The following is a 26,562-nucleotide window of genomic DNA, read 5'->3' on the forward strand; positions in this document are numbered from 1 at the left end:
TAGTAACGCTGTCAGTGCGAGCGAGTCTCAGTTAAAAGCGGTTTCTGCAACTCGCCGGCCCAGGCCAGCAGTGGAATCTCCAGCTGCGGTTGCCAGATGCGCTTGAACAGCAGGGCCAGATGTTCGGCTTCGCCGCGTTCGAAGGGCAGGCGGTCGATGCGCTCGTGCACCTGCCATTGGCCGTCCTGCAGGCGGGCGAAGTCGAAGCGGAAGGGATGAAAGCCGGTCATGCCCAGACGCAGATCGGTGACGATCAAACGCTCACCCACCTGGTCGTAGCGCAGCACGCCGCCGGTGAACCACTCCAGCCGCTGGTGCATGGGCGAGTCCGTCAGTTGCTCGCGCAGGTGCGTGCCGCGCGGCAGGCGTTGCAGTTGCGGCGGCTTATCATCGAACCAGCCGACCAGGGCTTCGTGGTAGTCCTCGCCATCGAGCACGATGACCCGCCACAGCAGGGTGTTGAGCGGCGTCGGTGTGGTGAACAGCTGTTCGGCCTGGATGCCCTGGCGCGCCAGCTCGCGCTCTACACGTTGCTCGGCCATGAATTTGCCGGCCAGGCTGAAACCGATGTACAGCGTCGATACGGCCAGCGCCACGGCCGGTACGCGCCAACTCTGCTCGCGCAGGCCGGTGAACAGGCTGATCACCACCGCTGCTATCAGCGGCACGGTATACATCGGGTCGATGATGAACAGGCTCGACCAGGCCGTGGGTGTAGGCATCAGCGGCCAGAACAGCTGGGTACCGTAGCTGGTGAAGGCGTCCAGCAAGGGATGGGTGATCAGCACCAGCCACAGCGTCAGCAGCAGGCGATTGGCCGAGTAACCGGGGTGAGGGCGAAAGCGTCTGGCCAGCCAGGTCAGCAGCAGGGCAAAGCCGCTGAGGACGAATAGCGAGTGGCTGAAACCGCGATGGTAGGTCATGTTGGCCACGGCATCGCCGTATTCCATGACCACGTCCAGATCGGGAACGGTGGCGAGCAGCGCGCCGTAAAGCAGTGCCTTGCGCCCCTGCCAGCGACCGAGCAATGCGCCCTGGATACTGGCGCCGAGTACCGCCTGGGTTATGGAGTCCATCGAGTGCTTCCGAAAAAAGACAGGCCGCTACGTTAGCCGAGGTGCCGAGCGAATGCCGTGGGGAAATTTCAAGCAAAGATTACAGCTATGGCGGGTATCCTGATGCCCATGCCTTTCAAGAAATCATGGCCATGCTGATCGTCTCCAACAGTGTTCACCTTCCCGATGATGAAATCGAACTGACCGCCATCCGTGCCCAGGGCGCAGGTGGGCAGAACGTCAACAAGGTGTCCAGTGCCGTGCATCTGCGCTTCGACAGTCAGGCCTCGTCGTTGCCGTCGTTCTACAAGGAGCGTCTGCTGACGCTTGCTGACAGCCGTATCACCGCCGACGGCGTGGTGATCATCAAGGCGCAGCAGTACCGCACCCAGGAGCAGAATCGCGCCGACGCCCTCGAGCGCCTTGCCGAGTTGATCCGCAGCGCTGGCAAGGTGGAAAAGAAACGCCGCCCGACCAAACCGACCCTCGGCTCGAAAAAACGCCGTCTGGACGGCAAGAGCAAGCGCGGGGCGATCAAGGCGGGGCGGGGTAAGGTGGATTTCTAGTCGCGTGCCCGGCAGCCAGGCGCCGCGAAGGATAGCGATACCCTAGCCGCGTGCAGCCAGATAAGCCTGATAGTCAGGAATACGGTATTCGTGCTGCTGTTCCAGCAGGCTGCTGCTGAGCATGTAGTCGGCGCTGCTCTCGTTGCAGGCTACCGGGATGTTCCACACCGCCGCCACACGCAGCAGTGCCTTGATATCCGGGTCGTGTGGCTGTGGCTCGAAGGGGTCCCAGAAGAACACCAGCATGTCCACGCGCTGTTCGGCGATGCGCGCGCCGATCTGCTGGTCGCCGCCCAGCGGGCCGCTGATCATGCTTTCCACCGGCAAATCCAGACGCTTGCTCAAAAGCAGGCCGGTGGTGCCAGTTGCCACCAGTTCATGGCGAGCCAGTTTGTCGCGCTGACGCTCGCACCAGTCCAGCAGGAAGCCTTTGCAGTGGTCGTGCGCCACCAGGGCGATGCGCTTACGTGCCGGCAATTGGGCATGGGTGAAGCTGATACGGCTCATCGAGCCTCCTCGTTCAGTGCAGACGGGCCAGAACCAGGCAGTTGTCCAGCATGCGGTTGGAGAAGCCCCATTCGTTGTCATACCAGGCCATGACCTTGAGCAGCCTGCCGCTGACCTTGGTGTGGTTGGCATCGAAGATCGATGACAGCGGGTTGTGGTTGAAATCGCAGGACACCAGCGGCAGCGCGTTGTAGCCCAGCACCGGGGACTTCTCGCTGGCGGCCTTGAGCAGGGCGTTGATTTCCTCGGCAGTGGTCTCGCGCTTGACCTGCACAGTCAGGTCGACCAGCGACACATTGATCACCGGCACCCGCACGGCCATGCCGGTGAGCTTGCCTGCCAGCTCCGGCAGTACCAGGCCGACCGCTTCGGCGGCACCGGTCTTGGTCGGGATCATCGACTGGGTCGCTGAACGCGCACGGTACAAATCGCTGTGGTAAACGTCGGACAGGTTCTGGTCGTTGGTATAGGCGTGAATGGTGGTCATCAGCCCCTGTTCGATGCCCAGTTCGCGATGCAGCACCTGCGCCATCGGCGCCAGGCAGTTGGTGGTGCAGGAGGCGTTGGAGATGATCTGCATGTCAGGTGTCAGCACCTGCTCGTTGACGCCATATACCACGGTAGCGTCGGCACCCTTGGCAGGCGCGGAGATCAGCACCTTGTGTGCGCCGGCCGCGAGGTGCGCGGCGGCCTTGTCACGTTCGGTGAACAGCCCGGTGCATTCGAGCACCACATCGACCTGATGAGTTTTCCAGGGCAGCTCGGCCGGATTGCGAATGGCGCTGACAGCGATGCGGTCACCCTTGATCCACAGGCTTTCGCCGTCCACTTTAACTTCTTCAGGGAAATGGCCGTGGACGCTGTCATATTGCAGCAGGTGGGCATTGATCGCGCTGTCGCCCAGGTCGTTGATCGCCACGACCTGCAGGTGCTGGCGATAATTCTGGGTATAGAGTGCGCGTAGCACGTTGCGACCGATACGGCCGAAGCCATTGATGGCGATGCGTAGTGTCATGGTGAGGGTCTCGTTAATTTGTTGTTGTAATTACAAGATTATTCCCATTGCTCTAGAAATCAAGCCCGTTGAGTGGCAGTATTTTGTTGTAAATACGAACAGACGCTAGAAGCTAGCCTGGAGATTTCCCATGCATCCCCGCGTTGTTGAAGTTACCGAACGTCTTGTCGAGCGCAGCCGCGCCACGCGCCAGCGCTACCTTGAGATGATCCGTGCGGCCGCCAGTGAGGGGCCGCAACGTGGCAAGCTGCAGTGTGCCAACTTCGCTCACGGCGTCGCCGGTTGCAGCGGTCACGACAAGCAGACCCTGCGCCTGATGGATGCGGCCAACGTGGCCATCGTGTCCGCCTACAACGACATGTTGTCGGCCCATCAGCCTTACGAAACCTTTCCCGAACAGATCAAGCAGGCCCTTCGCGAGTTGGGCTCGGTGGGGCAGTTCGCCGGTGGCGTGCCGGCCATGTGCGATGGCGTCACGCAGGGTGAGCCGGGCATGGAGCTGGGCATTGCCAGTCGTGAGGTGATCGCGATGTCCACCGCCGTGGCGCTGTCGCACAACATGTTCGACGCCGCTCTTTATCTGGGGGTGTGCGACAAGATCGTGCCGGGGCTGGTGATGGGCGCGCTGCGCTTCGGTCATCTGCCATCCATGTTCGTGCCGGCCGGCCCCATGACCTCGGGGCTGTCCAACAAGGAGAAAGCCGATGTGCGCCAGCGCTACGCGGAGGGCAAGGCGACTCGCGACGAGCTGCTGGCTGCGGAAATGGCCGCCTATCACGGGCCGGGCACCTGTACCTTTTATGGCACGGCCAATACCAATCAGTTGCTGATGGAGGTGATGGGCCTGCATCTGCCTGGCGCATCCTTCATCAATCCGGGTACGCCGCTGCGTGATGCGCTGACCCGTGAGGCCGCGCAGCAGGTCACGCGCCTGACCAAGCAGAGCGGGAGTTTCATGCCCATCGGCGAGATCGTCGACGAGCGTTGCCTGGTCAACTCCATCGTTGCCCTGCATGCCACTGGTGGCTCCACCAACCATACCCTGCACATGCCGGCAATCGCCCGCGCCGCCGGCATTCTGCTGACCTGGCAGGACATGGCCGACCTGTCCGAAGTGGTGCCGACTCTGGCCCACGTCTACCCCAATGGCAAGGCCGACATCAATCACTTCCAGGCCGCAGGCGGCATGGCCTTCCTGATCCGTCAGTTGCTCGACGCCGGCTTGCTACATGAAGAGGTCAACACCGTGGCCGGACGTGGCCTGTCGCGCTACACCCGCGAGCCCTTCCTCGAAGACGGCAAGCTGGTCTGGCGCGACGGTCCGACCGAAAGTCTGGAGGAAAGCGTGCTGCGCCCCGTGGCGCGGCCGTTCTCGGCAGAAGGCGGCCTGCGCTTGATGCAGGGCAACCTTGGTCGTGGGGTGATGAAGGTGTCTGCGGTGGCACCCGAGCATCAGGTGGTGCAAGCGCCGGCGCTGGTGTTCGAGGATCAGCTGGATCTGGTCGAAGCCTTCAAGGCCGGCAAGCTGGAGCGCGATTTTGTCGCCGTGGTGCGTTTTCAGGGGCCGCGCAGCAATGGCATGCCGGAACTGCACAAGATGACGCCTTACCTGGGTGTGCTGCAGGATCGCGGCTTCAAGGTGGCACTGGTCACCGACGGGCGCATGTCCGGTGCCTCGGGCAAGATCCCGGCAGCCATTCATGTCTGCCCGGAGGCTTTCGATGGCGGGCCGCTGGCGCGGGTGCGTGACGGCGATCTGATACGCCTCGATGGTACGACGGGAGAATTGCTGCTGCAGATCGACGAGGCCGAATTCGCAGCGCGCGAGCCGGCCGCGCGGCCTGCGCAGGCGATTGGTTGTGGGCGCGAGCTGTTCGCCTTTATGCGCCACAACTTCAGTTCGGCCGAGCAGGGCGCCAGTGCCTTTACCGAAAGTCTCGAGTCACTGGTCTGAGGTCGATCGGATAAGGCTTCCAAAGCTGCCTTTGGTAGCAGCCCCGCCTCCGGGAGGCTTCTCACAGTGCGCCCCGCCCTGATTCGCGGCGGGGCGCCGCTCCTACCTGTTCAGGCCTGCGTCTTGCCTTAGATGCCCTGCGGAATTTCTTCGCCGCCAAGTGCGGTGAACAGCTCCGGCAGGAATTCCACCAGGGTCATCATCATCAGGATAAAGCTGGCGTCCTGTTGAGCCAGGGCGTCGTCACCGCCGTCCTGTTCGGCCTGCTCCTGCAGCACGTCCTCGAAACGCAGGCGCTTGATGGTCAGCTTGTCGTCGAGCACGAACGACAGCTTGTCCTGCCAGGCCAGCGACAGTTGGGTGACCTGCTTGCCGGTGGACAGGTGCAGCTGGATTTCCTCGCTGGTCAGATCCTGGCGCTTGCAGCGCACCACGCCGCCGTCCTCGTGGGTGTCACGCAGCTCGCACTCGTCGAGGACGAAGAAGCCTTCGGCAGCACTCTGGTTCTTCAGCCAGTCGGTGAGGGTGGCGGTGGGCGCGATCTTCACCGACAGCGGGCGCACCGGCAGCGAGCCGATGGCTTCACGCAGGGTGGAGAGCAGGTCCTCGGCCTTCTTGGCGCTGGCGCTGTCGACCAGAATCAGGCCCTGTTTCGGCGCGATGGCGGCGAAGGTGCCGGATTTGCGGATGAAGGCGCGCGGCAGGAAGGCCTGGACGATCTCATCTTTGATCTGGTCGCGCTCTTTCTTGTACACCTTGCGCATCTGGGTGTTTTCGATTTCGTCGACCTTCTCTTTCAGCGCGTCGCGCACGACCGAACCCGGCAGGATGCGCTCTTCCTTGCGTGCGCCGATCAGCAGGAAATCACCGCTGACATGCACCAGCGGAGCATCGGCGCCTTTGCCGAAGGGGGCGGTGAAACCGTAGGTGGTCAGCTCCTGGCTGGCGCAGGGACGTGCCGGCTTGCTGGCCAGTGCGGTCTCCAGTGCTTCGGCGTCGAAAGGAATGTCCTGGGTGAGGCGGTAGACCAGCAGGTTACGAAACCACATGAGCGGTTGATTCTCCATTGATGATGAGGTCGCAGGTTGGCGCCGTCCTTGCGCTCTCCCGTTGGGGAAAGCCGGCGCGCAGCGACGGATGAAGGTGGCGGGCCATCAACAGGATCATGATCGCTCCGCCGGCACAGAGCGCGCATTATTCTCCGCTGGCGTGCTCAGGCCAACCCTGACAACGAGCCACTGAGGAAATTCGCTGGCCTCGCCTAAGTTCTTGCTGCGGCGATAAATTTTTTTGCGAAGAGGGCTTGCCAAGGTCCGGATCGCTCTCTAGAATGCGCCCCACTTCGAGAGTGAAGGGTGATTAGCTCAGCCGGGAGAGCATCTGCCTTACAAGCAGAGGGTCGGCGGTTCGATCCCGTCATCACCCACCAATCTCGCAGTTACGCGCAGCGGTAGTTCAGTCGGTTAGAATACCGGCCTGTCACGCCGGGGGTCGCGGGTTCGAGTCCCGTCCGCTGCGCCATTCTTCTCCTCGCTTCATCCCCTCCTGTGACAACGCTTCGGCATCCGCTGAAATCTTCGAAAAAATCCTTTGTTTGCTTGAACTTATGCGCATTGCTCGGCTCCTATGCCGTAGCCAGTGATTGCGGCGTACTGCTAAGCTCGCGCTTTCACTCGACGGCCTTCGGGCGCATCTACAAGGAACAAGCATGAAACAGCATCGTTTGGCGGCAGCGGTTGCCCTGGTGGGCCTGGTGCTTGCCGGTTGCGATTCGCAAACCAGCGAAGTCGAACTCAAGAGCCCGGCGCAGAAAGCCTCCTACGGCATTGGCCTGAACATGGGGCGTAGTCTGTCCGAGGAAGGCATGGATGACCTGGATTCCAAGGCCGTCGCTCAGGGTATCGAGGACGCGCTGGCGAAGAAGGAGCCGCGCATCAAGGACGAAGACATGATCGAGGCTTTCTCCTTCCTGCAGAACCGTGCTGAAGAGCGCATGACTGCGCTGAACAAGGAAGCCGCTGAAGCTGGCAAGAAATTCCTTGAAGAGAACGGCAAGCGCGAAGGTGTGGTCACCACCGCTTCTGGCCTGCAATACGAAGTGATCAAGAAAACCGACGGCGAACAGCCGAAGGAAAGCGACGTAGTGACCGTTCACTATGAAGGCAAACTGACCGATGGCAGTGTATTCGACAGTTCCGTCGCTCGCGGTAGCCCCATCGATCTGCCGGTTGGCGGCGTGATCCCGGGTTGGGTCGAAGGCCTGCAGCTGATGCACGTCGGAGAGAAGTACAAGCTGTACATCCCCAGCGAGCTGGCTTATGGCGAGCAGAGCCCATCCCCGGCCATTCCGGCCAACTCGGTACTGGTGTTCGATCTGGAACTGATCGGTATCAAGGATCAGGCCGCCGAGCCGACCGAGCAGTAACACTCGGTACTCGTTTACAACGCCCCGTCTTGACGGGGCGTTGTCGTTTCTGGGGGGGTGTAAGCAAGGATGTGGAGGTCAGGGTGTTACGCTTATGCACATTATGGGAAACATTCCTAACAAGTCTGAGCTACAACTGAGTCGCGCTCATGTCAATCAGCAACTTGTTGATTTTCATGGATTTTATATGCTGTATAAAAAATATCCGATCTAAGCCCAGGCCCCATGCCACGGGGCTTTGATAAGCTTGTCGAAAGACTTTGCACAGATTTATCCACAGCTTCGGTGGATAAGCGAGGCAAGCCCTGATACTGCCTGGCTTGCCGAGGAGGCCGAATGAAAACACCGTGGAAACTGACGCGTTACCTGCCGCTGGCTGCCCGCTTCCTGCGTGAAGGCCGGTTGCCGGAATTGCTCCGCGCACTGGCTGACAAGCGCACACCACAAGGCCAACGCTTCGCCGCTCTGAAAGAGGACCTGCAACTGCTGCGTGCACTCAGTCTGGCCTGGTTCAAGGGAGAGTACCGGCAGATCAGCAGTCAGGCGCTGTTGATGGTGGTGGCTGCGCTGCTGTACTTCATTACCCCCTTCGATGCCATTCCCGACTGGCTGGTCGGGGTCGGTTTCGTCGATGACCTGGCCGTGCTGGCCTGGGTAATGCGCACCTGGCATGGCGAGCTCGAAGCCTTCAGGGCTTGGCGCGACAAACAAAGCCCGGAACGTTTGGCGCTCATCGAGCACCTGCCGACAGCGGAGCGGGTCGATCCATTGCACTCCTGAGCGCTTCATCCAGCCACTGGCCGATCATGCGTCGATCGCGCAGTTCCAGCAGTAGGGCGTCCAGTCGATCTGCAGGGATGGGCAGGTGGCTGCTGTACGCGCAGTAGACCTGATAGCGCTGCACTACCCAGGGGCTGAAGCGCAGCTGCATCTGCGGATGCTGAGCGAGCTTGTAGGCCAGATTGCGCTGCATGTCGATCACCGCGTCCAGGCGCTGCCTGTCGAGCATGTGCAGGCTGGTATCCAGATCGCGTACGTCCTGCCTGGCGACCTGGCCAGTGCTGAATGCGCTCATCAGGGGCTGGCTGTAGATGTAGCCGAGGCTGGTGCCAAGCACCTTGCCGTAAAGACTGGCAAGGCCGGTGAGCTCTGGTTGGTCCATGCGCTGCAGCAGGACGTCCTGCTCGTCATAAAGTGCCGGTGACCAATGATACTGCTGCGGTTGGCTGACCCACTCGGGGTTGGTGTTGCAGATCAGATGCAGGCGGCCCTGTTGCAGATAGGGTTCCAGTCGATTGTTGGGCGTCTCGACAAACTCGACGGGCAGCTCGAAGCGTTTGCTTATTTCCTGACTGACCTGGTAGGCCAACCCGTGTCGCACTTGCTGTTGTGCGAGGCCCACATAAGGCATGGAGTCGGCCGGACCGTAGCCCCACATCAGGCTTTCGGCGCTACAGAAGTTGCTCAACAACCCGAGCGACCATGCGCATGACCTTCTCAAGGCGACTCCCCACCCCAGGTTTACGGGGTCGTTTCTGCGCAGATACGGCTGGCGCCGCAGTGTGGGAACCTGATACCTCGGCAGTATAGATCACGCCCCAGGCGCTACACGCCTGTTAAGATGGCCGCGTGCAAGGAAGGGGTCGTGATCGTCGGCCCTGCTTTCCAACGGAGAGACTCATGAGTGTGCAAATCATTGCTCGCGATGGCCAACCCGAATACGCGGTGCTGCCATGGGCCGAGTATCAGACCTTGCTGCAGACCGCAGGGCGCCAGCCAGCGGCAGAGCCCAAGGCCGTTGAACTGCCGGTCGAGGCCAAGCGGCCAGCGCTCGATCAACTGCGTGCACTGCGCGAGGCCAAGGGGCTGGCGGCAGAGAGCCTGGCGCGCAGCGTCGGCATCAGCCCGCACTACCTGGCGATGATCGAGAGTGGCGAGCGTCAACCCGATGCCGCGATCATGCGCTCGCTGGCCTGGGAACTGGGCTTGGAGGGCTGGTCTTGAGCGTACGTATCAGTCGCCAACACTGGCAGGCGCTACTGGCGGAGCTGGACGAGGCTCGCCGTCAGCGTCATCTATTGACCTACCGCGCGCTGATCGAACGTCTCGATCTGCCCACGCCGGCCATGCAGACGCTGACCGCTGCATTGGAGCATCTGGCGGCGCTGGATGCTCGCGCCGAGCGTCCGTTGCGCAGCGCTCTGGTGATCAGCCAGGGCGCCAGTCGCTTGCCACGTACCGGATTCTTCGACTGCGTGACGAGCCTGGGACGCTTCAGTGGCGCTTCCGATGGTGTGGCAGCTGCATCCTGGCACGCTGCCGAGGTGGTCAGGGTGTTCGAGTTCGACTACCCCGCCGATGTCTAGGTTGCTCTGGCAGGTGCGCGCACGCCTTGGCTACTGGCTGGCCCGGCGCCTGTTTCACTGGCCCGCGGCGCTGCGTCAGCCACGTGTGTGGCAATGGATGCAGGGCCAGTACGGGCGCATGGCCAATCTCGGCGACCGCGCGGCACAGAGCTTTTACGGCCATATTCTGCTGTTCAGGGGGCAGGGCCTGGGGGCGCGTGAGGAAGGGCTGAGGTTGTTGCGCCTGGCCGCCAATGGCGGTGACGGCAAGGCCGCCTATCAGTTAGGCGTGCAGGCCCTGCAGGGCGATACCCGGCAGGCGCCGGATGCCTCGCAAGCCGTAGGTTGGTGGGAAATGGCGTTGGCTGCCGGCCATCCTCTGGCGGCCAGTCGTCTGAGTCAGCTCTATCGCGACGGTGCTCCCGGGCTGGAAGCAGACCTGCAAGTCGCCGAGCGCTATGCCGCCATGGCGAACGAGGCTACGCGCTCAGGCCGTTGAGCCTTGCAGAATATGCAGGCTGTAGCCAGGCACGGCCTTGGCCTGGCGCTTGGCCTCGGAGGCCAGTTCGGCCAGGCGCGAGGCATCGAGCTGGGCGCAATCTTCCGCTTTTACGTGCACCACGCCGATCGAAAGCGACAGCAGCGCATATTCCTGGCGCTGGCCGTGGCGGTTGTGGGCAATGAAGCAGCCGGCCTGAAGGTGCTCATCGCGGTAAAAGCGTCGGCACTGATTCTGGAAATCCTCGATCAGCTTGCCAAGTTTTTCGCGCCAGTCTGTCGAGCCGAGTACCAGCATGAAGTCGTCGCCGCCGATATGCCCGACAAAGTCGCGGGCCGGATCGACCCGATCATTAAGGCATTGCGCCAGGCATAGCAGCACCTCGTCGCCCTTGGCATAGCCGTAGAGGTCGTTGAAGGGTTTGAAGCTGTCGAGATCCACGTAGCACACCGCAGCTTCGCGCTGCTGTTGCAGTAGGCGGCCAAGGCATTGCTGGATAGGTACATTACCCGGCAGCAGCGTAAGCGGATTGGCGTGACGGGCCTGCTGCAGCTTCTGTTCGGTGATCAGCTTGAGCACGTCGATGACCCGGCCCAGGCCCAGGTAACGTCCGTTCTGGATGATGATGAAATCTTCCTCGATGCGCTGGCGCGCGCGGCTGGTGAGCAGGCGACTGACCTTCTGCAGGGACTGCGTCAGTTCCACGGCGAGAAAGTCCTGGCTCATCAGGCGACTGATGGGTTTGCGCGCGAACAGATCGGTGGCGAAGGGCTTGAGCAGCGCTTCGGACAGCGAGTGACGGTGGACGATACCGACCGGTTGGCGTTGCGTGTCCAGTACGGCCAGGGAGTTGAGGTTGGCCTGGGCGCGAAATACGTCCAGCACTTCAGCTATGGCCGTGTGCTGATCGACCGCGGGCTGGTCGTTGAGCAGGGCGCTGAGGTCATGGCTGTCCTCACTTAGGCTGACGTGATTGCTCAGGACCTGGGGCAGCAGTTGCCGGGCATCGCGTGGCGGCTTTTCCTGCGGCCTGCTGAGCAGATAGCCCTGCACCAGGTCGACCCCCATCTCTGCCAGTACGGCCAGCTCTTCTGGCAGTTCGATACCTTCGGCGATCACTTGAGCACGCGAGGCCTCGGCCATCTTCAGGATCGAGCCGACGAACTCACGCTTCACTGCATCTTGATGAATGCCATCGATGAAGTGGCGGTCGATCTTCACGTAGTCCGGGCGCAGCTCCGACCACAGGCGCAAGCTGGAGTAGCCTGCGCCGAGATCATCCAGGGCGATGGAAAAGCCCATGGCGCGGTAGTGGTGCAGGGCGTTATCGAGCAGGGCGAAGTCTTCGGTGGGGGACTGCTCGGTGAGTTCGATCACCACCTGGCTTGGTGGAATACCGAAAGCCTGCAGCAATTTCAGGGTACGCCCTGGTTGATGGCTGGGGTCGAGCAGCGACTCCGGCGAGACGTTGAGAAACAGCTTGCCGTCCAGGCCCTGTGCGCTGAAGCCTCTGCAGGCGCTCTTGCGGCAAGCCATTTCCAGCTCGCTCAGGCGCCCTGCATGACGGGCGACGGCGAACAATGTCAGTGGCGAATGCAGTGGGCTGTTGGAGGGGCCACGGGTCAGGGCCTCATAGCCGAGAATGCGCTGTTCGGACAGCGAGACGATAGGTTGGAACAGGCTACTGAGGTCGCCGTGAGCGAGGATGTTGCCCAGCGCGCTCAACTGCTCGGTGACGGTCATGGTGTTCTCGATCTGCCGGAAACGAAAGGGCCGGCTTATGGCCGGCCCTTTATTTCACGACAGTTCGATGACGATTTGATGACGCTCGATAGGTCGCCTCAATGCAGCGCCAGGGAAGGGTTCAGGCCCAGGTAGTCGAGCAGGATGCGTCCGCTCTCTGCCAGGTAGGCGTCGTCCTCCGGCGTACTCTTCTCATCGGCGACTGGCAGTGCGTCCTCGTCTTCTTTCTCCAGTTCCTTGAGCGGCTCTTCGCCCTTGGCCTGGCGGCGGTTGTTCTCCAGTGCCAGTTGCTTGGCTTCGACTTCGGCCTGGCGCGCCCGACGGGTTTGCTCGTTAAGGCTGACGGTGGTTTCCGCCATCAGCTTCTTGGCCAGGGTCAGACGGTCGCGAGTGAAGACGAAGTCCGGGTCCTTGGCCGTGCGCAGGTCATGACGGGTCTTGAGCTCGGTCAGGAAAGGCTTGATCGGGTCCAGTTCTGGAGTGATCGCCGGGCGAATGCTGTCCCAGGGCAGAGCCGCGGGCAGCGCGCTTTCGCCGATGTCCTTGGTGTCCATCACGTCCGGGTAGGTGATGTCGGGAATCACGCCCTGATGCTGAGTGCTCTGGCCGGAAACACGATAGAACTTGGCCAAGGTCAGTTTCAGTTCGCCATGGTTGAGCGGCTGGATGGTTTGCACCGTGCCCTTGCCGAAGGTCTGGCCGCCGAGAATCAGCGCGCGGTGATAATCCTGCATGGCGCCGGCGAAAATTTCCGAGGCCGATGCGGACAGGCGGTTGACCAATACGGCCAGCGGGCCGGTGTAGTAGACGCCCTTGTTCTCGTCGGCGAGCACGTCGACACGGCCGTCGGCGTTGCGTACCAGTACGGTGGGACCCTGCTCGATGAACAGGCTGGTCAGTTCGGTGGCTTCCTGCAGCGAGCCACCGCCGTTGTTGCGCAGGTCGATGACCACGCCGTCGACCTTCTCGGCCTGCAGCTCGTCGAGCAGGCGTTTGACGTCACGGGTGGTGCTCTTGTAGTTCGGGTCGCCAGCGCGGAAGGCCTTGAAATCGAGATAGAAGGCCGGAAGCTCGATGACGCCGAGCTTGTAGTCACGACCATCATGCTTGAGGTCCAGAACCTTCTTCTTGGCAGCTTGCTCTTCCAGCTTGACCGCTTCGCGGGTGATGGTGACCACCTTGCTGGTCTGGTCGCTGGGCGGGTTGCTGGCCGGGATCACTTCCAGGCGTACGGTGGAACCTTTGGGGCCGCGAATCAGCTTGACCACTTCGTCCAGACGCCAGCCGATCACATCGACCATTTCATCATTGCCCTGGGCGACGCCGACGATCTTGTCTGCCGGAGCGATCTGCTTGCTCTTTTCGGCCGGGCCGGCAGGCACCAGGCGCACCACCTTGACGTGCTCGTTGTCGCTTTGCAGGACGGCGCCGATGCCTTCGAGCGACAGGCTCATGTTGATGTCGAAGTTTTCCGCATTATCCGGCGACAGATAGGTGGTGTGCGGGTCGTAGGTGGTGGCGAAGGCGTTGATGTAGGCCTGGAACACGTCCTCGCCACGGGTCTGCTTGAGGCGCGCCAACTGGTTCTTGTAGCGCTTGGTCAGCAGTTCCTGGATGTCCTTGGTTTCCTTGCCGGCGATCTTCAGGCGCAGCACTTCGTCTTTGACACGCTTGCGCCACAGTTCGTCGAGTTCAGCACGGTCTTTGGCCCAGGGCGCTTTCTCGCGATCGACCTGCAACTGCTCGTCGACGGTGAAGTCGATCTTGTCGACGCCCTTGCCCAGTTCCGCCAGCGCGTAGTTGAGGCGCTCTTCCATGCGGGTCAGGTGGCGGCGATAGATGGTGAACCCTGGCTCGAGGTCGCCACTTTTCAGCAGATCATCGAATTTGCTGCGCCACTGATTGAATTCGGCGATGTCAGCGGCAGTGAAATAGCTGCGAGATGGATCGAGCAACTTCAGGTAGTTGTCATAGATCTGAATCGAGCGTTCGTCGTTCAGCGGCGGCTTGTTGTAGTGATGGCGGCGCAGCAGCTCCACTACGTTGAGGCTGGCGATCACCTGCTCGCGATCCGGCTGCAGATAGTCCCAACTGGTCGCTGTGGTGGTCTTGGCCGCCAGCGGCAAGGCACTGAAGCCGAGGACGAGGGCGAGGGCGGTGCTTGCAAGAGATCGCTTCATGCTGATTCGACGTAGTGGCAGTTGATAACGCATATTAGGCCGTATTTGAGGGCGCCAGGTTCCGTTGGCGCTAGGCGAAAGCCCGGCGGTCTGCGCTGGGCTCGGTTCACTTGCACTATGGAGGCAGCATGAAGGCATTGCAAGGCGTCGAAGGGCGTGCAGAGTGGCTGGAACAACCGGCGCAGACCTGTGATGCAGGGCAGATTCGGGTCAAGGTGGCTGCCGCTGGGCTCAACCGGGCTGACCTATTGCAGCGCGCCGGGCTTTATCCGCCGCCACCCGGTGCGAGCCAGGCGTTGGGCCTGGAGTGCGCCGGGGTAGTTGTCGAAGTCGGTGCTGGCAGCGCCTGGCAGGTGGGAGATCGCGTCTGCTGTCTGCTCGCGGGCGGTGGCATGGCCGAAGAGGTGGTGCTCGATGCTCGCCACGCCATGCCGGTGCCAGAAGGCTTGAGCCTGGTCGAGGCGGCTGTGGTGCCCGAGGTATATGCCACCGCCTGGCTCAATCTGTTCCTGCTCGGGGCCCTGCGTCCCGGTGAGAAGGTTCTGCTGCATGCCGGCGCCAGCGGCGTCGGTTCGGCCGCCATCCAGCTGTGCAAGGCATTCGGCAGCCCTTGCTGGGTCAGCGTCGGCTCACCAGAACGGTTGGCCTACTGCGAAGCGCTCGGTGCCCAGGGTGGCGCCCTGCGAGGCGAAGACCTGCAAGCGCTGCGTGATTTCGGGCCGTTCGATGTGATCCTCGATCCGGTTGGCGGGCAGTACGCGGCGCTCAACCTGGAATTGCTGGCCCGTGATGGTCGTTGGATCAATATTGGTTTGATGGGCGGACGCGAGGCCACCCTGGACCTGGCCCAGGTGCTGGGCAAGCGCGTTCAACTGATCGGCTCGACCCTGCGCAATCGCGACGATTCGTTCAAGGCCGACCTGTTGCACGATCTGCAGCAGCAGGTCTGGCCGCTGTTCGCAGAAGGGCGGTTGAAGCCGCAACTCGAGCGCAGTTTTGCCCTCATAGACAGTGAAGCGGCATTCGAGACACTCGCCGGAAATCAGGTTGCAGGTAAAATTGCGCTGCTTATCGATCCCGATCTTGTCTGAGCAAGAGCTCTAGCCCGCGCCTGGCGCGGGCTTGGTCAACGATTGGCTCATTCAATCAATATCATGGCCGTAATCAATAAGCTTTTTTTCGTTAGGTCGCTAAGATACGTCCTGTAAATTTCAAACCCTCACAGAAACCTCAGAAGGAGTCAGAGATGTCCCTCATCAACACTCAGGTACAACCGTTCAAGGTCAACGCTTTCCACGCTGGCGAGTTCATCGAAGTCACCGAGCAGTCCCTGCAGGGCAAGTGGTCCGTGCTGATCTTCATGCCGGCTGCCTTCACCTTCAACTGCCCGACCGAAATCGAAGACGCTGCCAACAACTACGCCGAGTTCCAGAAGGCCGGTGCCGAGGTCTACATCGTGACCACCGACACCCACTTCTCGCACAAGGTATGGCACGAAACTTCGCCGGCTGTTGGCAAGGCTCAGTTCCCGCTGATCGGTGACCCGACCCACCAGCTGACCAATGCGTTCGGCGTGCACATTCCGGAAGAAGGCCTGGCGCTGCGTGGCACCTTCATCATCAACCCGGAAGGCCAGATCAAAACTCTGGAAATCCACTCCAACGAAATCGCTCGCGACGTTTCCGAGACTCTGCGCAAGCTGAAAGCTGCTCAGTACACCGCCGCTAACCCGGGTCAGGTTTGCCCGGCCAAGTGGAAAGAAGGCGAAGCCACTCTGGCTCCTTCGCTGGACCTGGTTGGCAAGATCTAAAAACGGCTTCAGAGCTGCTGCGCTCGGCTAGGCAGCGTTGTAATCAGACTCGGGCTTGTCATGTACTTCAGTACACTCCGCGCCCTCGCCAGATTACGCCTTGCCTGGCCGTCGCTCGCGACGCTCTGAATTCCGTTTTGCAATTGCTACCTGCGCTGTCAGGGCCACTAACCGGCCCTTGTGGTGCCCGATGCCCGGGCGCGATCCGTCCGGGCATTTTATTGCCCGAATTTTCGTATTTGAGGAATTTCCGCCATGTTGGACGCCAATCTTAAAGCCCAGTTGAAGGCCTACCTGGAGAAGGTCACCCTGCCGTTCGAGATCGTCGCGTCCCTCGATGACAGCGCGAAATCTCAGGAGCTGCTCGGCCTGCTCCAGGACATCGTCGGCCTGACCGACAAGATCACTCTCAAGACCGACGGCAGCGATGCCCGCCGTCCGTCCTTCGCCCTGAATCGTCCGGGTGAAGACACCGGCGTCGCCTTCGCCGGTATTCCCATGGGCCACGAGTTCACTTCGTTGGTGCTGGCGCTGCTGCAGGTTGGTGGTCACCCATCGAAGCTGGATGCCGACACCATCGCGCAGATCAAGAGCATCGAAGGCAAGTTCGAGTTCGAGACCTATTTCTCGCTGTCCTGCCAGAACTGCCCGGACGTGGTCCAGGCGCTGAACCTGATGGCTGTGCTCAACCCCAATATCCGCAACGTCTCCATCGACGGTGCGCTGTTCCAGGAAGAAGTCGAGCGTCGCCAGATCATGGCTGTGCCGAGCATCTACCTGAACGGTGAGGTGTTCGCTTCCGGTCGCATGGAAGTGAAGGAAATCCTTGCCAAGATCGACACCGGCGCTGCCAACCGCGACGCCGAGAAGATGAGCGCCAAGGACGCCTTCGACGTACTGGTAGTCGGTGGTGGCCCGGCCGGTGCTTCGGCTGCCATCTACGCCGCGCGTAAAGGTATCCGTACCGCGATTGCCGCCGAGCGCTTCGGTGGTCAGGTGCTGGACACCATGGCCATCGAGAACTTCATCTCCGTCAAGGAAACCGAAGGCCCGAAACTGGTGCGCGCTCTGGAAGAACACGTCAAGGAATACGAAGTCGACGTGATGAACCTGCAGCGTGCTTCGGCTCTGGTGCCGGCCAGCAGCGAAGGCGGCCTGCACGAAGTGAAGTTCGAGAACGGCGCGTCGCTCAAGGCCAAGACCGTGATCCTCTCCACCGGCGCACGCTGGCGCGAGATGGGGGTGCCCGGCGAGCAGGAATACAAGGCCAAGGGCGTGTGCTTCTGCCCGCACTGCGACGGCCCGCTGTTCAAGGGCAAGCGTGTGGCGGTGATCGGCGGCGGTAATTCCGGCGTCGAGGCAGCCATCGACCTGGCTGGCATCGTCGCCCACGTGACCCTGCTGGAATTCGCCGACACCCTGCGTGCCGATGCTGTACTGCAGAAGAAGCTGGGCAGCCTGCCCAACGTGACCGTGATCAAGAGCGCGCAGACCACCGAGGTCAAGGGCGACGGTCAGAAGGTCAACGGCCTGGTGTACAAGGATCGCACCACCGAGGAGCTGCACACCGTCGAGCTGGAAGGCATCTTCGTGCAGATCGGCCTGCTGCCCAACAGCGATTGGCTCAAGGGCACCGTGGAGCTCAACCGCTTCGGCGAGATCATCGTCGATGCCAAGGGCGCGACCAATATCCCTGGCGTGTTCGCCGCCGGTGACGTGACCACCGTGCCGTACAAGCAGATCGTCATCGCCATGGGCGAGGGGTCGAAGGCATCGCTGTCCGCCTTCGACCATCTGATCCGCCATAGCTGATCGGGCGTTGCATGAATGAAGAAGGCCACCCCTCGGGGTGGCCTTTCTTTTTTATCTCTACCCAGGAGCCGCTTCGTAGGGTGCGCTGCGCGCACCGATGCCTCGGTTCTGCTGGTGCGCACGGGCACCCTACGAGTGGGGTATCACTCAGCGCTTCAGACCGCCCAGGGTCAGCGGCATCTGGCGGTTCACATCCTTGTACAGCAGGTAGCGGAAGCGGCTCGGGCCGCCGGCGTAGCAGGCCTGCGGGCAGAAGGCGCGCAGCCACATGAAGTCGCCGGCCTCGACCTCGACCCAGTCCTGGTTCAGGCGGTACACCGCCTTGCCTTCGAGCACGTACAGGCCGTGTTCCATGACGTGGGTTTCGGCGAAGGGGATCACGCCGCCCGGCTCGAAATTGACGATGTTGACGTGCATGTCATGGCGCATGTCGCTGATCTCGACGAAGCGCGTGGTGCTCCAGCGGCCCTCGGTGCCGGGCATGACGATCGGCTCGATGTCCTGCTCGTTGGTGACGAAGGCTTCCGGGTAAGGCACGCCTTCGACCGGTTGATAGGCCTTGCGCAGCCAGTGAAAGCGCACGGCTTGGCTGCTGTTGTTGCGCAGCGACCAATCGCTCTGCGGCGGGATGAAGGCGTAGCTGCCCGGACGCATGGCGTGCTGGGTGCCATTGAGGGTCAGGCTGAATTCGCCTTCGACGACGAAGATCACACCCTCGGCGGTGGCGTCCAGCTCAGGCTTGTTGCTGCCGCCGTTCGGGCCGACTTCGACGATGTACTGCGAGAAGGTTTCGGCGAAGCCGGTCAGCGGACGGGCGATGACCCACATGCGCATGTTGTCCCAGAACGGCAGGTGGCTGGTGACGATGTCACGCATCACACCCTTGGGGATCACGGCATAGGCTTCAGTGAACATGGCGCGGTCGGTCAGCAGTTGCTCCTGACCTGGGTGACCGCCATGCGGTGCGTAGTAGTAGGGCGATTTGCTCATCGAGAGGTTGCCTCGGCGGGTGAATGGCGCAGGGATGGCTCCCGGCGCGGAAAATTGGCTCCCATGCACTATAGGAATTCGCGGCTGGATTCGGAAATTAAATAGTAGAATGCCTGTCAGTGGCTTTCATGATGGGTGGCGACATGCTCGATCCGGTGCTGTTACGCAGTTTTCTCGCCGTGGTGCAGACCGGTGGTTTCACCCGCGCGGCTGCCAGCCTGCATCTGACCCAGTCCACGGTCAGCCAGCAGGTGCGGCGTCTGGAGGAGCAGCTTGGCGCCGAGCTGCTCGACCGCAGTGGCCGCTACGTGGTGACCACCACCGAGGGCGAACGCCTGCTGGGTTACGCCAACCGCATCGTCGCACTGATGGACGAAGCCATGCTGGCGCTGGGGCAAAGTGCGGTGGAAGGCGAAGTGCGCCTCGGCGTGCCGGACGATTTCGCCGCCAACAGCCTGACGCCCTACCTGGCCGATTTTGCCGATGCCCATCCGGGTATTCGCCTGGAGATCACCAGCGGCCTCAGTCATGACGTGTGGCGTGCGTTCAATGCCGGCGAGCTGGATCTGGCACTGATCAAGCAGCGCGCCGGCAGCGCCAAGGGCCTGGCCAGTTGGGCCGAACCACTGGCCTGGCTCGACAGCCGAACGCGCCCGGTGCTGGCGCGTAACCCGGTGCCGCTGGCGGTGTTTCCGCCCAATGGCCTGTACCGTCTGGAGATGACTCACGCGCTGGACGCCATGGGCAAACCCTGGCGCATCGCCTATGTCAGCAGCAGCCTGCCCGGCGTCAGCGCCGCGGCCGAAGGCGGGCTGGGTCTGACCCTGTTGCCGCGCCGGTTGATCACTGCCGCACACCGCGAACTGGGTGAGGCCGAAGGTTTTGCCCCAGTGGCGCCAGTGGAAGTAGCCCTGCATGCGCGCAACCAGCTGCCCGGCTATGCGCGGGAGCTGGCGGCGGCGCTGATTGAGGCCTGCGAAGGGATCATGAGCCAGTAGGGTGCCACGGGGCCGGGTAGGGTGCGCCGTGCGCACCTTGAAACAGCGGGCCCCACGCATCAGAGGACGCCGGTGCGCACGGCCTGGGCGGCCCCGCGACATCCTACGACAGGATCAGCGCCAGCTGAGAATCGGCCAGCCGGCCTGTTCGGCGTGGGCGCGCAGGGTCGGGTCGGGGTTGACGGTGAAGGGCTTGTCGACCAACCGCAACAGCGGCAGGTCGTTGCGCGAGTCGGAATAGAAGCTGGCGCCAACCAGACTTTCGCCCTGTTCGATCAGCCAGCTTTCCAGGCGGATCACCTTGCCTTCGCGGTAGGTCAGTACGCCTTCGGTACGGCCGCTGTAGAAGCCATGCTGCAGCTCCAGGTCGATGGCCAATACCTCGTCGATGCCGAAGCGCTCGGCGATGGCGCTGACCAAGAAATGCGCCGACGCCGAGATCACCAGCAGGCGATCGCCCGCAGCGCGGTGTGCCGCCAGCGTACGACTGGCGTCGCTGTAGAAGATCGGCTCGATCACGTCTTCGACGAAGGGTTCGACCACATGGGCGACCTCCTCGGGCGTGCGGCCGACCAGCGGCGACAGGGTGAAGGCCATGTAGTCCTCCATGGCCAGGGTGCCGGCGGCGTACTGGCGCATCAGCTCCTGTTCGTGGGCGATAAAGGAGTCGCCATCGGCCCAGCCGATCTTCACCATTTCCTGTGTCCACAGGCTGGCGCAGTCGCCGTGGATCAGGGTTTCGTCGAGATCGAAAATCGCCAGGGCCATCACGCCACCTCCCGGATCGCATCGGCGCCAATGGCCAGGCTGACGCTTTGGCCATCGTGGTGCAGGTCGGCAGCGGAGCGGTTGAGCACGTCCACGAGCAGCTCCACGCCACGGGCCTCGACGCGGTAGCGGATCACGTTGCCGAGCAGGCTGTGGCTGCGAATCTGCGCTTCGATGCCGCCGTCGGCGAAGTGGATGGCTTCCGGGCGAATCGCCACGCGGCTGCCGATCTGTTGGCCGAGCAGGCGGCTGGCAGCCTCGGCATCGAGCAGGTTGTAGTTGCCGATAAAGCCAGCGGCGAAGGCATCGGCTGGCGCGGTGTAGAGGGTTTCGGCGTCGCCGCTCTGGACGATCTGGCCGCCGTTCATCAGCACGATTCGATCAGACAAGACCAGCGCTTCCTCCTGGTCATGGGTGACGAAAATGGTGGTTAGGCCCAGTTCACGCTGGATGGCGCGGATCTGTTCGCGCAGGTGCTTGCGGATGCGTGCATCCAGCGCCGACAGTGGTTCGTCGAGCAGCAGCAGGCGCGGGCGGGTGACCAGTGAGCGAGCCAGGGCCACGCGTTGGCACTGGCCGCCGGAGAGCTGTTGCGGGTAACGATTGGCGTAGTCGTTGAGCTCCACCAGTTCCAGCACCTCGGCGACGCGCTTGCTGGCCTCGGCGGCTGGGACTTTCTGCATGCGCAGGCCGAAGGCGACGTTCTGTTGCACGGTCATGTTGGGGAACAGCGCATAGCTCTGGAACACCATGCCGATGCCGCGTTTTTGCGGCGCCACGGGTACCAGGTCCTCGCCGCCCAGCAGGATCTGTCCGCCATCGACTGCGGTCAGGCCGGCGATGCAGCGCAGCAGGGTGGACTTGCCGCAGCCGGACGGGCCGAGCAGGGTGATGAACTGGCCCTGGCCGATCTCGATGTTGATGTCGGTGAAGATGGGCGTTGCGCCGTAGCTTTTGTGCAGGCCGCGGATATTCAGGTAACTCATGATTTGTCCTTGTTCAGACGGTTGGCTGCCCAGGTCATCAGCAGCACGAACATGAAATAGGAGATCACCAGGGCGCTGGTGAAGTGGCCGCTGTCGTTACGCATGTTGTACAGGTACACCTGCAGCGTCTCGTAGCGGCTGCCCACCAGCAGGTTGGCGAAGACGAATTCGCCGAACAGGAAGCTGAAGGACAGGAACACCGAAACCATCAAACCTTTGCGCAGATTCGGCAGCACCACCATGAAGGCCGCGCGCCAGGTGCTGGCACCCAGCAGGTGGGCGGCGTCCATCAGGTCGCGCAGGTTGATCGCCTGCAGGTTGTTGGTGATCGCTCGGTACATAAAGGGCAGGGCGATGGTGAAGTAGCAGCCGATGAGGATCCATGGCGTACCGAGGATCGGCAGCGGGCCGGATGCGAACAGCTGCATCAGGCCCACCGAGGACACCACCGGCGGAATGGCGAACGGCAGCAGGATCAGCACGTTCATCACGCCGTCCAGCCTGGGGAAGTGGTAGTTGACCACGAACAGCAGCGGCAGGATCAGCAGCAGCGCCAGCGCCAGGGCACCGAAGCACACCAGCAGCGAGCGGCCGAAGGCGGCGAGAAAGCGCGCATCGCTCCACAGTGCCACGTACCATTTGAAGGTGAAACCGCTGGGCAGGATGGTCGCCGACCAACTGGTGGATAGCGAGTACACCAGCGTGCCGAGCAGCGGCAGCAGCAGGATCAGAAACAGCAGGTAGACCACCAGTTGGTGGAACAGCGGCGAGCGTTTTTCAGCGGGTGACATGGTAGCTCCGGCGCAGCAGCCATTGGTGGACGATGGTGATCAGGGTCATCAGGCCGACCAGCACCATGGCCAAGGCGCTGGCCATGTTCGGGTCAAGGAAGATGTCGCCGGAGACCATCGCCGCGATACGGATCGGCAGGATGTTGAAGTTGCCGGTGGTCAGCGCGTAGACCGTGGCGTAAGCGCCCAGGGCATTGGCCAGGAGGATGACGAAGGTGCCGAGCAGCGCGGGGGTCAGCACCGGCAGGCCAATGTGCCGCCAGAACTGCCAGGTGCTGGCGCCGAGCAGTTCGGCCGACTCGCGCCAGTCTTCGCGCAGGGCGTCGAAGGCCGGATAGAGCAGCAATACGCCGAGGGGAATCTGGAAGTAGGTGTAAAGGACGATCAGGCCGGTCTTGGAATAGAGGTTGAAGTCCTCGATCACCCCCATCTGCTTGAGCAGGATGGTCAGCGCGCCGTTGAAGCCGAGGAGGATGATGAAGGCGAAGGCCAGCGGCACCCCGGAGAAGTTGCTGGTCATGTTGGAGAAGGCCATGACGAAGTCGCGCAGGCGGCTGCTGACCTGGCGCAGCGAATAGCTGCCGATGATGGCGATGACGATGCCGAACAGGCTCGACCAGAAGGCCACCTCCAGGCTGTGGCGCATGGCCTGGCGGTAGAAGGCCGAGGAGAAGGCCTGCTGGAAGTTGCCCAGGCCCCAGCCTTCTGCGGTGTTCAGGCTGTTGCTCGCCACCCAGACCAGCGGCGCGATCTGGAAGGCGAAGAAGAACAGGGCGAAGGGCACCAGGCACAGCAGTGCCCAACCCTTGCTGGAGATGGATGACTTCATGCAAGCAGCTCCCTGCACCAGGGTTTGTCGTGGGTCACGCCGAGTAGCTGGCAGATGGTGCCGCATAACTCGGTCTGTTGCGGGCGAGCCGCCGGGTCGAGGCTGAAGGCGCTGCCGAGGACGATCAGCGGTACTTCGCGCTCTTCCGGCAGCACGCCGTTATGGCTGCGGTCGTTGTTCATGCCGTGGTCGGCGGTCACCAGGATCTGGTAACCGGCGTCGAGCCAGGTCTGGATATATTCGGCCAGCAGCACGTCGGCCATGCGCGCGGCGTTGCGGTACTGCGAGCTGTCGAGGCCGTGCTTGTGGCCGGCGTCGTCGATGTTCATCGGGTGCACCAGCAGCAGGTTGGGGCTATGACGCTGGCGCAGGCTGTCAGCATCGGCGAACAGGTGCGAGTCCGGATAATGGTCGGCGTAATAGAAATTGCCGTGCTGGATCGGTAGCGACTCATCGCTGGTGTGGCGGTCGCGGGCGGCCTGGAAGGGCGCTCGGTTATACAGCTCGCTGACCCAGTGATAGGCCGCAGCGGCAGTGCTCAGGCCGGCATCACGGGCGTAATGAAAGATGCTGCGCTGATTCGACAGACGCACCACATCGTTGTTGACGATGCCGCTATCGATGGGCGCCACGCCGGTGAGGATGCATTCGTAGAGCGGGCGGGACAGCGCCGGCAGTGCGCAGTCCAGCTTGTACAGCGCGGCGCGCCCGGCCTGGCAGTAAGCCAACAGGTGGCCCAGCGCATGCTGGGCCACCTGATAGCTCAGGCCATCCAGTACCACCAGGATGACGTTGTGTTTCATCGGTTTCTCTCGTTCGCTCGTAGCCCGGATGCAATCCGGGGCACTTTCTGCAATTGACCCTGACGCTACTCACTTAGCCTGTGCGCGATCAGCTCCCCTCTCCCATTTATGGGAGAGGGGTTGGGGGAGAGGGCAGAACATAGTGAGACCGCCCGTTTTCCCCTCTCCCTAACCCTCTCCCCTGAGGGGCGAGGGGACTGATCGTGTTCAGTCACTTCTTATGTGAGCGTGCCCTCGGATTTCATCCGGACTACGAATCAATGACGGGGAGGCGGGCATCAATTCATATTGATGATCACGTGCTCCTGCCACAGGCGCGGCAGGGCCTTGGAGGTGGCCTCCCAGGCGGCGGCATCCTTGATCGGCTGGACCTTGGCGTACTGCTCTTGCGGCAGCAGCTTGGCCTGCACCTCGGCCGGCAGTTCGATGTGCTCGGCGCGGATCGGACGGGCGTTGCCCTTGGCCAGGTTGATCTGCCCCGCGTCGCTCAAGATGTATTCGCGGGTCAGCTTGGCGGCGTTGGGGTTCTTCGCCCACTTGTTGATGATGGTGCTGTAGCCGGAGATCACCGAACCGTCGGACGGGATCAGCACCTCGAAGCGCTCGGGGTCGATCTGGTCGCGGTAGCTCAGGCCGTTGAAGTCCCAGACGATGCCGACTTCAACTTCACCCTTTTCCAGGGTCTGGATGGTCGGGTTGGCCAGCGACAGGCGACGCTGCTTGGCCAGTTCGCCGTAGAAATCCAGCGCCGGTTGCACGTTGCTCTCGTTGCCGCCCATGGCGATGGCAGCGGCCAGTACGCCGTTCACGGCTTGCGCAGCGGTGCTCACGTCACCGGCAGAGACCTTGTAGGTGCCGGTCTTGAGGTCGGCCCAGGAGCGTGGAATGTCCTTGACCAGTTGCTTGTTGACGATGAAGGCGATGGAGCCGGTGTAGGCCAGCATCCAGTGACCGTCCTGGTCCTTGGCCCAATCCGGAATCTGCGCCCAGGTGCTCGGTTTGTACGGCTGGGTCACGCCTTGCTGTACGGCGATGGGGCCGAAGGCGGCGCCGACGTCACCGATATCGGCGGTGGCGTTTTCCTTTTCGGCGGCGAACTTGGCGATTTCCTGCGCCGAGCTCATGTCGGTGTCCTGATGCTTGAGGCCGTAGAGGCGCGCCAGGTCCGCCCAGGTGTCTTTCCAGTTGGCCCAGCTGTCGGGCATACCCACGCTATTCACCGCGCCCTCGGCGCGTGCAGCCTGTTCCAGTGCCTGCAAGTCGGTGCCTTCGGCCATGGCGGAGGTCGCCAGGGCGATGGCCGAACCCATCAGTGAAGCCAGCAGCAGTTGTTTCATTGGAAACTCCTTTGCAGTGAGAGTGTTGGTCTAGATCAGCAATACCCGAGCCAATCTAAGCGCCTTCGGTGACAGTTTTATGTCCGGCCACGGCTGGCAGATGTCTAGGTGCAGTCAACTGGCGCGCTCATCAAGCGTAGACCATGGATAAGTAGCTGATTTCGCGGGCCGTGAGTGGATGTGACGGTGGCATGCGGCGTGCTTGCAGCATGGCTGTCATCTATCAGTCATCTAGACTGCCTAGGCTTGTAACCCGTCTGAGCAAGTGACTTTTGCCCTGTCATGGGGCTGGACTAGTCCAAAAGGGGAAATTTTGATGCGCGAAGAAGCGCCACGGGCCGTCACCATCATCTGCCGCGCGTTGCAGGAGCAGATCGACCGGGGCCTGTTGCCCTCCGGCAGCAAGTTGCCGGCCGAGCGCAAGCTCAGTGAGTTGTTCGATACCACGCGCATCACCCTGCGCGAGGCGCTCGGCCAGTTGGAGGCGCAGGGGCTGGTCTATCGCGAGGAGCGTCGTGGCTGGTTCGTTTCGCCGCAACGGGTGGCCTACAACCCTCTGGTACGTACCCACTTCCACGCCATGGTCGCCGAGCAGGGGCGGGTACCGGCTACCGAGGTCCTGAGTGCGCGCTTGATGCCGGCCTCCGCGCAGATCTGTCAGGTGCTGGAGCTGCCGGCGCTGTCGAGCGTCTATCAGGTGTGCCGCGCGCGGCGCATCGACGGGCGCCTGGTGCTATATGTCGAGCACTACCTGAATCCGGCCTACTTCCCCGGCATTCTCGAGTTCGACCTGACTCGCTCGCTGACCGACCTGTATGCCAGCGAGTACGGCATCCACTACGGTCGCGTGCGCTTCGACATGGTACCCACCGCGCTGCACGCCGAAGCCGCGGCCAGCCTCAAGGTGGCGCCCGGCAGCCCGGCGCTGCGCATTACCCGGGTCAACCGCGATCAGCACGGACGCATCATCGACTGCGACCTGGAGTTCTGGCGCCACGACGCCATTCACGTCAGCGTCGAAGTCCCCGAGTAGAGTGCGCTGCGCGCACCGAGGTTGCCAGCAGACGTCTAATCGCCAGTGCGCAAGGAGTACGGAGAGGCTGATGCGCACGGCGCACCCTACCGTTCGTCGGCTTCTGTGATGTTTTT

At 62.3% G+C, this 26,562-nt stretch carries 26 protein-coding genes and 2 tRNA genes; 14 read left to right on the forward strand and 14 right to left on the reverse strand.

The window, feature by feature from the left end; translation table 11 throughout:
• Positions 1–11: 11 nt before the first annotated feature.
• Positions 12–1,076: a metal-dependent hydrolase gene (locus JWV26_RS17105; protein ID WP_206417400.1), complete on the reverse strand. Its 1,065-nt coding sequence runs from the start codon at positions 1,074–1,076 to the stop codon at positions 12–14.
• A gap of 131 nt (positions 1,077–1,207) precedes the next feature.
• On the opposite strand from JWV26_RS17105, the gene arfB reads away from it, so the two are divergent.
• A complete protein-coding gene (arfB, locus tag JWV26_RS17110; protein WP_072422745.1) occupies positions 1,208–1,621 on the forward strand; it encodes an alternative ribosome rescue aminoacyl-tRNA hydrolase ArfB in 414 nt (137 codons plus the stop codon).
• A gap of 42 nt (positions 1,622–1,663) precedes the next feature.
• On the opposite strand, the gene JWV26_RS17115 is transcribed toward arfB, so the two are convergent.
• Together JWV26_RS17115 and gap are read right to left on the reverse strand one after the other, a co-directional pair.
• A complete protein-coding gene (locus JWV26_RS17115) occupies positions 1,664–2,128 on the reverse strand; it encodes a methylglyoxal synthase (protein WP_017677924.1) in 465 nt (154 codons plus the stop codon).
• A 13-nt stretch (positions 2,129–2,141) separates the two neighbouring features.
• A complete protein-coding gene (gene gap / locus JWV26_RS17120; RefSeq protein ID WP_196455756.1) occupies positions 2,142–3,143 on the reverse strand; it encodes a type I glyceraldehyde-3-phosphate dehydrogenase in 1,002 nt (333 codons plus the stop codon).
• 130 nt (positions 3,144–3,273) lie between these two features.
• On the opposite strand from gap, the gene edd reads away from it, so the two are divergent.
• On the forward strand, positions 3,274–5,097 hold the full coding sequence (gene edd, locus JWV26_RS17125; protein WP_079784340.1) for a phosphogluconate dehydratase: 1,824 nt from the start codon (positions 3,274–3,276) through the stop codon (positions 5,095–5,097).
• Between the two features lie 128 nt (positions 5,098–5,225).
• On the opposite strand, the gene rdgC is transcribed toward edd, so the two are convergent.
• A complete protein-coding gene (gene rdgC / locus JWV26_RS17130; RefSeq protein WP_013714480.1) occupies positions 5,226–6,146 on the reverse strand; it encodes a recombination-associated protein RdgC in 921 nt (306 codons plus the stop codon).
• Positions 6,147–6,450: 304 nt separating this feature from the next.
• Here rdgC and JWV26_RS17135 point away from each other — a divergent pair.
• The 4 genes from JWV26_RS17135 to JWV26_RS17150 all read left to right on the forward strand — a co-directional run bounded on the left by JWV26_RS17135 (position 6,451) and on the right by JWV26_RS17150 (position 8,302).
• A tRNA-Val gene (locus JWV26_RS17135) sits at positions 6,451–6,526 on the forward strand.
• 15 nt (positions 6,527–6,541) lie between these two features.
• Positions 6,542–6,618: transfer RNA gene (locus JWV26_RS17140), tRNA-Asp, on the forward strand.
• A gap of 187 nt (positions 6,619–6,805) precedes the next feature.
• On the forward strand, positions 6,806–7,522 hold the full coding sequence (locus JWV26_RS17145) for a BamJ family beta-barrel-assembly machinery protein (RefSeq protein ID WP_017677920.1): 717 nt from the start codon (positions 6,806–6,808) through the stop codon (positions 7,520–7,522).
• A 336-nt stretch (positions 7,523–7,858) separates the two neighbouring features.
• Positions 7,859–8,302 (forward strand): YkvA family protein, encoded by a 444-nt coding sequence (locus JWV26_RS17150; protein ID WP_072422742.1) that lies wholly within the window; start codon positions 7,859–7,861, stop codon positions 8,300–8,302.
• Here JWV26_RS17150 and JWV26_RS17155 read toward each other — a convergent pair.
• Positions 8,253–8,990, reverse strand: coding sequence for a substrate-binding periplasmic protein (locus JWV26_RS17155; RefSeq protein ID WP_241201227.1), 738 nt, complete (start codon positions 8,988–8,990; stop codon positions 8,253–8,255). The two genes, JWV26_RS17150 and JWV26_RS17155, sit on opposite strands and share 50 nt — an antisense overlap.
• 212 nt (positions 8,991–9,202) lie before the next feature.
• Between JWV26_RS17155 and JWV26_RS17160 the strand changes: the two genes are divergently transcribed.
• From JWV26_RS17160 to JWV26_RS17170, 3 genes are read left to right on the forward strand one after another with little or no spacing between them, the layout of a single operon-like run.
• Positions 9,203–9,526 (forward strand): helix-turn-helix domain-containing protein, encoded by a 324-nt coding sequence (locus JWV26_RS17160; RefSeq protein WP_206417401.1) that lies wholly within the window; start codon positions 9,203–9,205, stop codon positions 9,524–9,526.
• The gene (locus JWV26_RS17165) at positions 9,523–9,888 is read left to right on the forward strand and encodes a hypothetical protein (protein ID WP_017677917.1); all 366 of its coding nucleotides are present in this window, start codon (positions 9,523–9,525) and stop codon (positions 9,886–9,888) included. Before JWV26_RS17160 ends, JWV26_RS17165 begins: the two co-directional genes overlap by 4 nt.
• Positions 9,881–10,366 (forward strand): SEL1-like repeat protein, encoded by a 486-nt coding sequence (locus JWV26_RS17170; RefSeq protein ID WP_206417402.1) that lies wholly within the window; start codon positions 9,881–9,883, stop codon positions 10,364–10,366. The genes JWV26_RS17165 and JWV26_RS17170 overlap by 8 nt, the downstream gene beginning before the upstream one ends.
• Here the strand turns inward: JWV26_RS17170 and JWV26_RS17175 are convergent.
• Positions 10,355–12,109: a bifunctional diguanylate cyclase/phosphodiesterase gene (locus JWV26_RS17175; protein ID WP_206417403.1), complete on the reverse strand. Its 1,755-nt coding sequence runs from the start codon at positions 12,107–12,109 to the stop codon at positions 10,355–10,357. The genes JWV26_RS17170 and JWV26_RS17175 overlap by 12 nt on opposite strands.
• Positions 12,110–12,207: 98 nt before the next feature.
• Positions 12,208–14,289, reverse strand: a complete 2,082-nt coding sequence (locus tag JWV26_RS17180) for a carboxy terminal-processing peptidase (protein ID WP_196455761.1) — start codon at positions 14,287–14,289, stop codon at positions 12,208–12,210.
• A 128-nt stretch (positions 14,290–14,417) separates the two neighbouring features.
• On the opposite strand from JWV26_RS17180, the gene JWV26_RS17185 reads away from it, so the two are divergent.
• The 3 genes from JWV26_RS17185 to ahpF all read left to right on the forward strand — a co-directional run bounded on the left by JWV26_RS17185 (position 14,418) and on the right by ahpF (position 17,911).
• Positions 14,418–15,380 (forward strand): NAD(P)H-quinone oxidoreductase, encoded by a 963-nt coding sequence (locus tag JWV26_RS17185; protein ID WP_206417404.1) that lies wholly within the window; start codon positions 14,418–14,420, stop codon positions 15,378–15,380.
• A gap of 155 nt (positions 15,381–15,535) precedes the next feature.
• The gene (gene ahpC / locus JWV26_RS17190) at positions 15,536–16,099 is read left to right on the forward strand and encodes an alkyl hydroperoxide reductase subunit C (protein ID WP_072422737.1); all 564 of its coding nucleotides are present in this window, start codon (positions 15,536–15,538) and stop codon (positions 16,097–16,099) included.
• Between the two features lie 255 nt (positions 16,100–16,354).
• Positions 16,355–17,911, forward strand: coding sequence for an alkyl hydroperoxide reductase subunit F (gene ahpF / locus JWV26_RS17195; protein WP_206417405.1), 1,557 nt, complete (start codon positions 16,355–16,357; stop codon positions 17,909–17,911).
• A 147-nt stretch (positions 17,912–18,058) separates the two neighbouring features.
• Here the strand turns inward: ahpF and JWV26_RS17200 are convergent, their stop codons facing one another.
• A complete protein-coding gene (locus JWV26_RS17200; RefSeq protein ID WP_206417406.1) occupies positions 18,059–18,901 on the reverse strand; it encodes a bifunctional allantoicase/(S)-ureidoglycine aminohydrolase in 843 nt (280 codons plus the stop codon).
• Between the two features lie 143 nt (positions 18,902–19,044).
• Here JWV26_RS17200 and JWV26_RS17205 point away from each other — a divergent pair, with 143 nt between their 5' ends.
• Positions 19,045–19,899 carry a LysR substrate-binding domain-containing protein gene (locus JWV26_RS17205; protein WP_093049897.1) on the forward strand — a complete coding sequence of 285 codons (855 nt, stop codon included), beginning with the start codon at positions 19,045–19,047 and terminating at the stop codon, positions 19,897–19,899.
• A gap of 114 nt (positions 19,900–20,013) precedes the next feature.
• On the opposite strand, the gene JWV26_RS17210 is transcribed toward JWV26_RS17205, so the two are convergent.
• The 6 genes from JWV26_RS17210 to JWV26_RS17235 all read right to left on the reverse strand — a co-directional run bounded on the left by JWV26_RS17210 (position 20,014) and on the right by JWV26_RS17235 (position 25,413).
• The gene (locus JWV26_RS17210; RefSeq protein ID WP_093049119.1) at positions 20,014–20,667 is read right to left on the reverse strand and encodes an HAD family hydrolase; all 654 of its coding nucleotides are present in this window, start codon (positions 20,665–20,667) and stop codon (positions 20,014–20,016) included.
• On the reverse strand, positions 20,667–21,653 hold the full coding sequence (locus JWV26_RS17215; protein WP_045734391.1) for an ABC transporter ATP-binding protein: 987 nt from the start codon (positions 21,651–21,653) through the stop codon (positions 20,667–20,669). The genes JWV26_RS17210 and JWV26_RS17215 overlap by 1 nt, the downstream gene beginning before the upstream one ends.
• Entirely contained in the window at positions 21,650–22,444 is a 795-nt protein-coding gene (locus JWV26_RS17220) for an ABC transporter permease (protein ID WP_045734392.1), read from the reverse strand. Before JWV26_RS17220 ends, JWV26_RS17215 begins: the two co-directional genes overlap by 4 nt.
• Positions 22,431–23,273, reverse strand: a complete 843-nt coding sequence (locus JWV26_RS17225) for an ABC transporter permease (protein ID WP_206417407.1) — start codon at positions 23,271–23,273, stop codon at positions 22,431–22,433. The genes JWV26_RS17220 and JWV26_RS17225 overlap by 14 nt, the downstream gene beginning before the upstream one ends.
• Entirely contained in the window at positions 23,270–24,076 is an 807-nt protein-coding gene (locus tag JWV26_RS17230; RefSeq protein WP_206417408.1) for an alkaline phosphatase family protein, read from the reverse strand. Before JWV26_RS17230 ends, JWV26_RS17225 begins: the two co-directional genes overlap by 4 nt.
• A gap of 278 nt (positions 24,077–24,354) precedes the next feature.
• Positions 24,355–25,413 carry an ABC transporter substrate-binding protein gene (locus tag JWV26_RS17235; RefSeq protein WP_017677903.1) on the reverse strand — a complete coding sequence of 353 codons (1,059 nt, stop codon included), beginning with the start codon at positions 25,411–25,413 and terminating at the stop codon, positions 24,355–24,357.
• Positions 25,414–25,729: 316 nt separating this feature from the next.
• Between JWV26_RS17235 and JWV26_RS17240 the strand changes: the two genes are divergently transcribed.
• Positions 25,730–26,446 carry a UTRA domain-containing protein gene (locus JWV26_RS17240; RefSeq protein WP_017677902.1) on the forward strand — a complete coding sequence of 239 codons (717 nt, stop codon included), beginning with the start codon at positions 25,730–25,732 and terminating at the stop codon, positions 26,444–26,446.
• Positions 26,447–26,562: the final 116 nt, after the last annotated feature.

Source organism: Ectopseudomonas toyotomiensis, assembly GCF_017167985.1.
In the GTDB taxonomy this organism is placed as follows: Bacteria; Pseudomonadota; Gammaproteobacteria; order Pseudomonadales; family Pseudomonadaceae; genus Aquipseudomonas; species Aquipseudomonas toyotomiensis.

Excerpts from the sequence above, each read along its gene's own strand:
- JWV26_RS17105 (WP_206417400.1), bottom strand. The coding sequence starts at position 1,076 with ATGGACTCCATAACCCAGGCGGTACTCGGCGCCAGTATCCAGGGCGCA.
- arfB (WP_072422745.1), top strand. The coding sequence starts at position 1,208 with ATGCTGATCGTCTCCAACAGTGTTCACCTTCCCGATGATGAAATCGAA.
- JWV26_RS17115 (WP_017677924.1), bottom strand. The coding sequence starts at position 2,128 with ATGAGCCGTATCAGCTTCACCCATGCCCAATTGCCGGCACGTAAGCGC.
- gap (WP_196455756.1), bottom strand. The coding sequence starts at position 3,143 with ATGACACTACGCATCGCCATCAATGGCTTCGGCCGTATCGGTCGCAAC.
- edd (WP_079784340.1), top strand. The coding sequence starts at position 3,274 with ATGCATCCCCGCGTTGTTGAAGTTACCGAACGTCTTGTCGAGCGCAGC.
- rdgC (WP_013714480.1), bottom strand. The coding sequence starts at position 6,146 with ATGTGGTTTCGTAACCTGCTGGTCTACCGCCTCACCCAGGACATTCCT.
- JWV26_RS17145 (WP_017677920.1), top strand. The coding sequence starts at position 6,806 with ATGAAACAGCATCGTTTGGCGGCAGCGGTTGCCCTGGTGGGCCTGGTG.
- JWV26_RS17150 (WP_072422742.1), top strand. The coding sequence starts at position 7,859 with ATGAAAACACCGTGGAAACTGACGCGTTACCTGCCGCTGGCTGCCCGC.
- JWV26_RS17160 (WP_206417401.1), top strand. The coding sequence starts at position 9,203 with ATGAGTGTGCAAATCATTGCTCGCGATGGCCAACCCGAATACGCGGTG.
- JWV26_RS17170 (WP_206417402.1), top strand. The coding sequence starts at position 9,881 with ATGTCTAGGTTGCTCTGGCAGGTGCGCGCACGCCTTGGCTACTGGCTG.
- JWV26_RS17175 (WP_206417403.1), bottom strand. The coding sequence starts at position 12,109 with ATGACCGTCACCGAGCAGTTGAGCGCGCTGGGCAACATCCTCGCTCAC.
- JWV26_RS17180 (WP_196455761.1), bottom strand. The coding sequence starts at position 14,289 with ATGAAGCGATCTCTTGCAAGCACCGCCCTCGCCCTCGTCCTCGGCTTC.
- JWV26_RS17185 (WP_206417404.1), top strand. The coding sequence starts at position 14,418 with ATGAAGGCATTGCAAGGCGTCGAAGGGCGTGCAGAGTGGCTGGAACAA.
- ahpC (WP_072422737.1), top strand. The coding sequence starts at position 15,536 with ATGTCCCTCATCAACACTCAGGTACAACCGTTCAAGGTCAACGCTTTC.
- ahpF (WP_206417405.1), top strand. The coding sequence starts at position 16,355 with ATGTTGGACGCCAATCTTAAAGCCCAGTTGAAGGCCTACCTGGAGAAG.
- JWV26_RS17200 (WP_206417406.1), bottom strand. The coding sequence starts at position 18,901 with ATGAGCAAATCGCCCTACTACTACGCACCGCATGGCGGTCACCCAGGT.
- JWV26_RS17205 (WP_093049897.1), top strand. The coding sequence starts at position 19,045 with ATGCTCGATCCGGTGCTGTTACGCAGTTTTCTCGCCGTGGTGCAGACC.
- JWV26_RS17210 (WP_093049119.1), bottom strand. The coding sequence starts at position 20,667 with ATGGCCCTGGCGATTTTCGATCTCGACGAAACCCTGATCCACGGCGAC.
- JWV26_RS17215 (WP_045734391.1), bottom strand. The coding sequence starts at position 21,653 with ATGAGTTACCTGAATATCCGCGGCCTGCACAAAAGCTACGGCGCAACG.
- JWV26_RS17220 (WP_045734392.1), bottom strand. The coding sequence starts at position 22,444 with ATGTCACCCGCTGAAAAACGCTCGCCGCTGTTCCACCAACTGGTGGTC.
- JWV26_RS17225 (WP_206417407.1), bottom strand. The coding sequence starts at position 23,273 with ATGAAGTCATCCATCTCCAGCAAGGGTTGGGCACTGCTGTGCCTGGTG.
- JWV26_RS17230 (WP_206417408.1), bottom strand. The coding sequence starts at position 24,076 with ATGAAACACAACGTCATCCTGGTGGTACTGGATGGCCTGAGCTATCAG.
- JWV26_RS17235 (WP_017677903.1), bottom strand. The coding sequence starts at position 25,413 with ATGAAACAACTGCTGCTGGCTTCACTGATGGGTTCGGCCATCGCCCTG.
- JWV26_RS17240 (WP_017677902.1), top strand. The coding sequence starts at position 25,730 with ATGCGCGAAGAAGCGCCACGGGCCGTCACCATCATCTGCCGCGCGTTG.